The organism is Mycobacterium sp. (assembly GCF_032162105.1).
Lineage (GTDB): Bacteria > Actinomycetota > Actinomycetes > Mycobacteriales > Mycobacteriaceae > Mycobacterium.
Genome location: NZ_JAVRPS010000485.1, coordinates 1 through 6527, shown reverse-complemented (window position 1 = coordinate 6527; position 6527 = coordinate 1). Strand labels below are relative to the sequence as shown.

Here is a 6527-nt window from a genome sequence, read left to right as displayed (position 1 = left end):
TGTGTGGTCTCAACGGAGGTTGCGACGCAACGACATCCGTGGCAACAACCTCGGGCGCGACTCGCGTGGATGCAGGCACAGGTGGTAGCCCGAGATCCACACGCACGCGCGAGGAATGCCGTCCTGGCCGCACGCCGGCCCGGCGGTGGCCCTGATCTGGCGTCGGCGATGCTGAGAACGGACCGGCTGCCGAGGGCGAAACCGAGTGCGAGGCCGAGCATTCGGAGCGCTCATGATATAACTACTATACATGTAAAGTTGCCCGATCGGGGAGCCATGCCAGCGCTGAGCGTCGCAGTCGGCACCGTGGCGCCGGCACGCGTCGGCGAGGTGACGCTGTGACCGTCCGCGAGCCGCTGAACCCTGCAAGGATCCCGGGCTCCCTGCGGGAGCGGTATCTGCGCAGCGGTCTGTGGGACGACACGTCACTGGGCGCCCTTCTCCTCGACGGCCTGCGACGTCGTCCGCGCCAGCGGGTGGGCATCTGGTCGAAGCACACCGGCCGCGAGGAGACGTTCGGATCGTTGGAGGCGACGGCGCGCCGGGTAGCCGCCGGCCTGTCCAAGCGCGGGCTCGCCGCGGGTGATCGCGTAGTGATCTGGTTGCCGAACGGGTGGGAAGCCGTAGCGGCGTTCGTCGGCGTGGCTGCGTTGGGCGCCGTCGTCGTTCCGGTCGCCTCGTTCTACGGGCGCAAGGAACTGACCGAGATCGTCAACGCGACCGGCGCCACGGTGCTGATCACCTGCGAACGCCACGGCGCTCGCGACTACCTCGGTGAAGTCCTGGACTCTCGCACGGAGATGCCCAGCGTGGACACCGTCGTGGTGTGCGCCGGCCTGGGCAAACGCGCACCTGGCTCGTACGTCGTGTCGTTCGATGACCTGCTATGTGACCCCATCGCGGCAATCCCGAGCGATCGGTCGCCAGACGACGAGTGCCTGTTGGTCTTCACCTCCGGGACCGGGGGCACCGCGAAGGGGGTCGTCCACACCCACCGAACCCTCGGGGCAGAGGTGCGTGGGCACCTCGTGGGGATGATCCCGACTGACGCTACCCCCCAGATCATGGCTTCACCGATCGCGCACGCGGCCGGGATGACCCTAGGACTGCTGGCGCCGATTCACCGTGGCGAACCGATCCACTTGGTGGACACCTTCGACGCCGACTTCATCCTCGACACCGCACGGGCCGAGGGGCTCGCACCCGGCGGCGGCGCGGCGGTCTTCTTGTCGGCGTTGATCGACCATCCAAGCTTCACCGACGAACTCGCCCACCGGATGGGGTACGTCATCCTCGGCGGATCGCCGGTGCCGGAGAGCTTGGTCGCCAAGGCAGCCCAGCGCGGGATCACCGTGCTGCGGAGTTACGGACTGACCGAACACCCGACCGTCAGCGCCAGTCGACTTGGCGACACCCCTGGAAAACTGGCCCGCACCGATGGCCGCCTGCTCGACGGAGTGGAGGTGCAGGTGCGCGATCGCTGCGGTGCGCTCTTGCCGTCGGGCAGCGAAGGCGAGATTTTCACCAGGGGACCGGATCGGTGCGCCGGTTACCTGCAACCGGAACTGAACACCGTGTTCGACGTGCAGGGATGGCTGGCGACCGGCGACGTCGGTGTCGTCGACGCCGACGGTCACCTCTCGGTGACCGGACGGGCCAAGGAACTCATCATCCGCAACGGCGTGAAAGTCTCACCCGTAGAAGTCGAAAGCGTGTTGATGACCTGTGCTGCGGTGGCCGAGGTCGCGGTGATCGGTGTCCCCGATATCCGTACCGGGGAACGTGCAGTGGCGGTCGTCGTTGCGCGGGACGGCCGGGAGATGTCCCTGTCGACGCTGACCGGGCATCTCGCCGCGATGGGGCTGGCCAAGCCGAAGTGGCCCGAGGAACTCCGTGTCGTCGACGCACTTCCGCGCACCGCATCGGGCAAGGTGCGCAAGAACGAGATCAGAAAGGCGTGGTTGGTGTGACGACGACAAATGCTGAGGCACTGGATCTTTCGGCGCTGACCCGCCATCTCGCCGGTGCCGGGGTCGTCCGCCAGGGCCAGCTTCGGGCCGAACTGATCTCCGGCGGTCGATCGAATCTGACCTACCTGATATTCGACGACGTGTCCACGTGGGTGCTGCGTCGCCCCCCGTTTCACGGCGTCACGCCCTCGGCTCATGACATGAGCCGGGAGTACCTGGTGGTGTCTGCGTTGGCCTGCACCGACATTCCCGTCGCCCGCCCTGTCACGATGTGCCAGGACGAATCGGTATTGGGTGCGCCGTTCACCCTCGTCGAATACGTCGTGGGTCACGTGATTCGCACGCAGACCGAACTGGACGCGATCGAATCCGACTCCGTGGTGCGCGATTGCGCGTACGGCTTGATCGACGTCTTGGCCGCGCTGCACCAGGTCGACCCCGTCAGCGTCGGGCTGGGGGACTGGGCACGTTCAGACGGCTATCTGCAGCGCCAGATACGGCGGTGGGGATCGCAGTGGGAGCTAATTCGTGAACCCGGCGATCCGCGCGACGAGGACGTTCGGCGCTTGCACGCGCGCCTCGCGGAATTGGTTCCGCCGCAAAGCGCGACGACGATCGTGCACGGCGACTACCGCATCGACAACACCATCTTGGAATCATCGGCACCGCATCGGGTTCGGGCCGTGGTGGACTGGGAGATGTCCACACTCGGCGACCCGCTGGCCGACGTCGCACTGATGTGCGTCTACCGCGACCCCGTCTTCGACCTGGTGATCGGTACCGACGCGGCATGGACGACGTCGAGGCTTCCCAGCGCCGACGAAATGGCGCAGCGGTACGCGACTGTGTCCAGTACGCCGCTGCAGCACTGGAACTTTCACCTGGCGCTGGGCTACTTCAAAGTGGCGATCATCGCGGCCGGAATCGCCCACCGCCGCCGCAGCAACGACGGCGCGATCGACGTCGCCCACGATGCGGTATCCCCTCTGATCACGACCGGCCTGCGGCACCTGGACCGGTCACGGGGCTGATCGGCTCACCCTCGACGTGACCCCGCGGCTGCCGCCTTGGACTGCGCGGCGGCAACCGCCAGCCGGTGTTCCTCGGAGTGCATGCTGTCCAACTCTCCGGACAGTGCAACGGCATAGGCATTGTCGAGCTGTTGATCCAGGTAGGCGTTCAGGGCCCGCTTGGTGGTCTGAAGGGCCGCGGCGGGCACGTCGGCCAGCCGCAGCGCCAGCGCGAGCGCCTCGTCGAGGAGCTTCTCCGGTGCCACGACGCGGCTGGCCAGCCCCATGCTCACGGCGTCGGCGGCAGGAATTCGCGAGCCCAGGAACAGGTATTCCTTGGCCCGTGAGAGGCTGGTCAGCATCGGCCAGGTCATGCCACCGTCACCGGGCACCAAGCCCATCCGCAAGTGCGGGTCGGCCAGGAAGCTACCCTCGCCCATCAACACGATGTCGGACAGCACGGCCAGGCTGCATCCCAGTCCGACCGCGGGGCCGTTGACTGCGGCGATCACCGGCAACCGGCACCGCACCATGCCCTCGATGATTGCGCGGCCCTCGGCCATCGTCTGTGCGCGCATCGCCTCATCGTCGATGTTCTGCTGCATGTAGCTGAAATCTCCACCGGCACTGAATGCCTGCCCGCTGCCGGTGAGGATGACTGCGCCCGCCGCGGTGTCCTCGTCGAGCCGGTTCCACAGCCCGGCGAGCGCCTGATGCATGGCACGGTTGGCACCGTTGAGATCGTCCGGACGGTTCAGCGTGACCAGCCGTACCGGTCCGTGGGCCTCGACCTTGACTTCTGCTGGAAGTCCGTAGAGCGCATCGTCGAAGTCGTTCATCTGGAGTCTCCATCGGCCGCGGGATCATCGGATAGGCTGCACCTAACTTTACGTGTATACCACGCTGTTCGTGGAGGCTGCCATGACGACGACGACCTTTACCACCGTCGAGCCCACACCTGAGCTCTGCGCCCGCTACCGTGCCGAAGGCTGGTGGAGCGGCGAGACGCTACGCGACCTGCTGGCAAGCGCCCTGCACTCCTCCGGCGGGCGGAAGTTCACCATGTACACCCGGAGTGGGATGCAGCGGATGTCGTTGCGCGAGATGGCAGATCTGGGACGACGGGTGGGTGCTGGGCTTCGGCGACTGGGCATCGTGCCAGGCGATCCCGTCGCGTTCCAACTGTCCAATAGCGTCGAGGCGGCTGCGGTCTTCTACGGCCTCGTGCACGCCGGCGCCGTTCTGGTACCGATCTCGCACGCGGGCGGAAGCTCCGACGTCATGCATGCCCTGCGGACCTCTCGGGCACGCGCGGTCATCATCGAAGGCCGGCGCGGTCACGGTGCCGTCCTCGAGGAGATCACCTCGGGACGCCAGCGATTGGAGGAACTGGAGCACCTCATCGTGGTCGGTGACGGCGCGAAACCGTCAGCGGCGATCGGTTTCGGCGCGCTGACCGCGTCTGCAGCAGAGGGCAGCCAGCTCCGGATCGATCCGGGCGCCCCAGCGGTGATCGGGTGGACCTCGGGCACGTCCGCCACCCCGAAGGGCGTGCTGTTGAGCCACCGGGCGCTGTGCGCCGAGATACGTCAGCACATGGCTCCTCTGTTGGCCGAACGGAGTCGGGGCCTGCTGAGTACGTCACCGGTCAGCCACGTCACCGGAATGCTGGTGTCGTTGCTGGTGCCTCCGCTGGTGGGCCACGACGTGCATCTGATGGACTACTGGGACGCCGGTGACGTGCTCGAGCTGATGCAGACGCACGACCTTGCCGCCGGCAGTGGAGCGCCAGTGTTCCTGCAGGGCCTGCTAGACGATCCACGGTGCACCCCGGAGCATCACCGGCTGATCGGCGTCGCCGCTCTGGGCGGAGCCGCCGTGAACCGGGAACTGATCGAGCGCGCAGACGCGCTCGGTGTTGCTGCCGTGAAGGGGTACGGGTGCACCGAGCATCCCAGCATCTCTTTGGGTCGTCGCGCGGACCCGCTGCGGGTGCGCGCCGCCACCGACGGTCGCCTGTGCACTGGTGTCGACGTCCGCATCCGCGACGAGCGGGGCGCCCACCACCGCACCGGAACTGGCGAGATCATCACCCGCGGGCCCGACCTGTTCAGCGGATACGTCGACCCCGCCATGAACACCGATGCATTCGAGGCGGAGTGGTACCGCACCGGTGACATCGGCTCGGTCGACGAACGCGGGTACGTCACCGTGCTCGACCGGGTGAAGGACATCATCATCCGGTCCGGACTCAACGTGAGCGCATCCGAAGTGGAGGCAGCGTTGGCATCGATGCCAGAAGTCGCCGACGTGGCGGTGGTCGCCGCCCCCGACGCCCGCACCGGCGAGCACGGCTGCGCCTTCATCCGTCCCGCGGCCGGTCACAGCGTTCCGTCGCTGCCCCGAATTCGGGAGCACCTCGTCGAGTCGGGTCTGGCGAAATACAAGTGGCCCGAAGAGATCCGGGGACGGTCCACTGACTTCCCGCGGACGTCGGCAGGCAAGGTTCAAAAGTCTGCCTTGCGGGCGATGGCTCGTCAGTCACCGGCCCGAGACGGCGCCCAGTCGACATGATCATCGATGCCGTCTGGGCCCCATGCTCACGTCGCGAGGATGGTGATCGGTTGGCGTCAGGCCGGAGAGAACGAAATCGGAATCCGTACTGCCTGGCGGATTCCGGGGATCGATCGATAGACGATCCGCTCACCTTCGGTCACCGCGTAGTTGGGAATGCGCTGATGGAACCGCTCCAACGCCGCTACCATCTCCAGCCGGGCCAGATGTGACCCGAGGCAACGGTGCAGGCCGACGGCAAAGGACATGTGCCGGTTGGGCTTACGGGTCAAGTCCACCTTCATCGGATCTTCGAACACGGCCGGGTCGATGTTGGCACTGCCCCAACCCAAGAAGATCATGTGACCTTTGTTCACCTCGACCCCATTGATCTCGAGATCCTCGGCGGCCCAGCGCAATCCTCCCTGCGGAACCGGGGATTCGGTTCGCATGAGTTCTTCGACGGCAGTCGGCCACAACGACGGGTCGGCGATGAGCCGTTCACGTTCCCGTGGGTGCGTGGCCAAGAAGGCGAACTGCACCGACAGCGAGGACGTCACGGTGTCGAGACCGGCGATGGTGAACATGTGCATGAGGTTGACGATCTCGTCGTCGGTCAGCTTGTGACCGTCGAGTTCGAAGGTCAAGAACTGACTGATCAGATCGTCGCGCAGCGCCTCGTTCTTGCGCTCGGCGAGCCGTTTGCCAAGATGCTCCCTCAGCCGGTCGCCTGCTTCGATTCCGTGTTGTTCGCGCTCGTCCAGAGTTGCGCCGGTAGCACCGAGGATGTCGTCCTTGAATTGGATCAGTAACGTCCGGTCCTCTTCGGGCAGACCAAACAACCGCAGAAAGATCTTCGTCGGCAGCGGGCCGCACACCCGCTCGAAGAGCTCGGCGTGCCCGTCATCGATGAATTCGTCGATCAACTCGTCGGTGATTTCTCGCACGGTGTTGCCCCATGGCTCCATGCGCTTCGCGGTGAGCAGCGGGGTGA

Annotated in this window: 5 protein-coding genes; 3 read left to right on the top strand and 2 right to left on the bottom strand. The window is 66.2% G+C overall.

Features of this window, described 5'->3' with window-relative positions; all coding sequences use genetic code 11:
• Window positions 1-338: 338 nt before the first annotated feature.
• Together QOC69_RS25070 and QOC69_RS25065 are read left to right on the top strand one after the other, a co-directional pair.
• Window positions 339-1970: an AMP-binding protein gene (locus QOC69_RS25070; RefSeq protein WP_526444708.1), complete on the top strand. Its 1632-nt coding sequence runs from the start codon at window positions 339-341 to the stop codon at window positions 1968-1970.
• The gene (locus tag QOC69_RS25065; RefSeq protein ID WP_526444706.1) at window positions 1967-3001 is read left to right on the top strand and encodes a phosphotransferase family protein; all 1035 of its coding nucleotides are present in this window, start codon (window positions 1967-1969) and stop codon (window positions 2999-3001) included. The genes QOC69_RS25070 and QOC69_RS25065 overlap by 4 nt, the downstream gene beginning before the upstream one ends.
• 5 nt (window positions 3002-3006) lie before the next feature.
• Here QOC69_RS25065 and QOC69_RS25060 read toward each other — a convergent pair whose 3' ends face one another.
• A complete protein-coding gene (locus QOC69_RS25060) occupies window positions 3007-3819 on the bottom strand; it encodes an enoyl-CoA hydratase/isomerase family protein (protein WP_526444704.1) in 813 nt (270 codons plus the stop codon).
• Window positions 3820-3901: 82 nt separating this feature from the next.
• On the opposite strand from QOC69_RS25060, the gene QOC69_RS25055 reads away from it, so the two are divergent.
• On the top strand, window positions 3902-5554 hold the full coding sequence (locus QOC69_RS25055; RefSeq protein WP_526444702.1) for a class I adenylate-forming enzyme family protein: 1653 nt from the start codon (window positions 3902-3904) through the stop codon (window positions 5552-5554).
• 56 nt (window positions 5555-5610) lie between these two features.
• Here QOC69_RS25055 and QOC69_RS25050 read toward each other — a convergent pair.
• Window positions 5611-6527 (bottom strand): cytochrome P450 (locus QOC69_RS25050; protein ID WP_526444700.1); only part of this gene is annotated, 917 nt, incomplete at its 5' end.

Bases quoted from the DNA above. Each gene is read 5' to 3' on its own strand.
- QOC69_RS25055 (WP_526444702.1), top strand. From the start codon at position 3,902: ATGACGACGACGACCTTTACCACCGTCGAGCCCACACCTGAGCTCTGC.
- QOC69_RS25060 (WP_526444704.1), bottom strand. From the start codon at position 3,819: ATGAACGACTTCGACGATGCGCTCTACGGACTTCCAGCAGAAGTCAAG.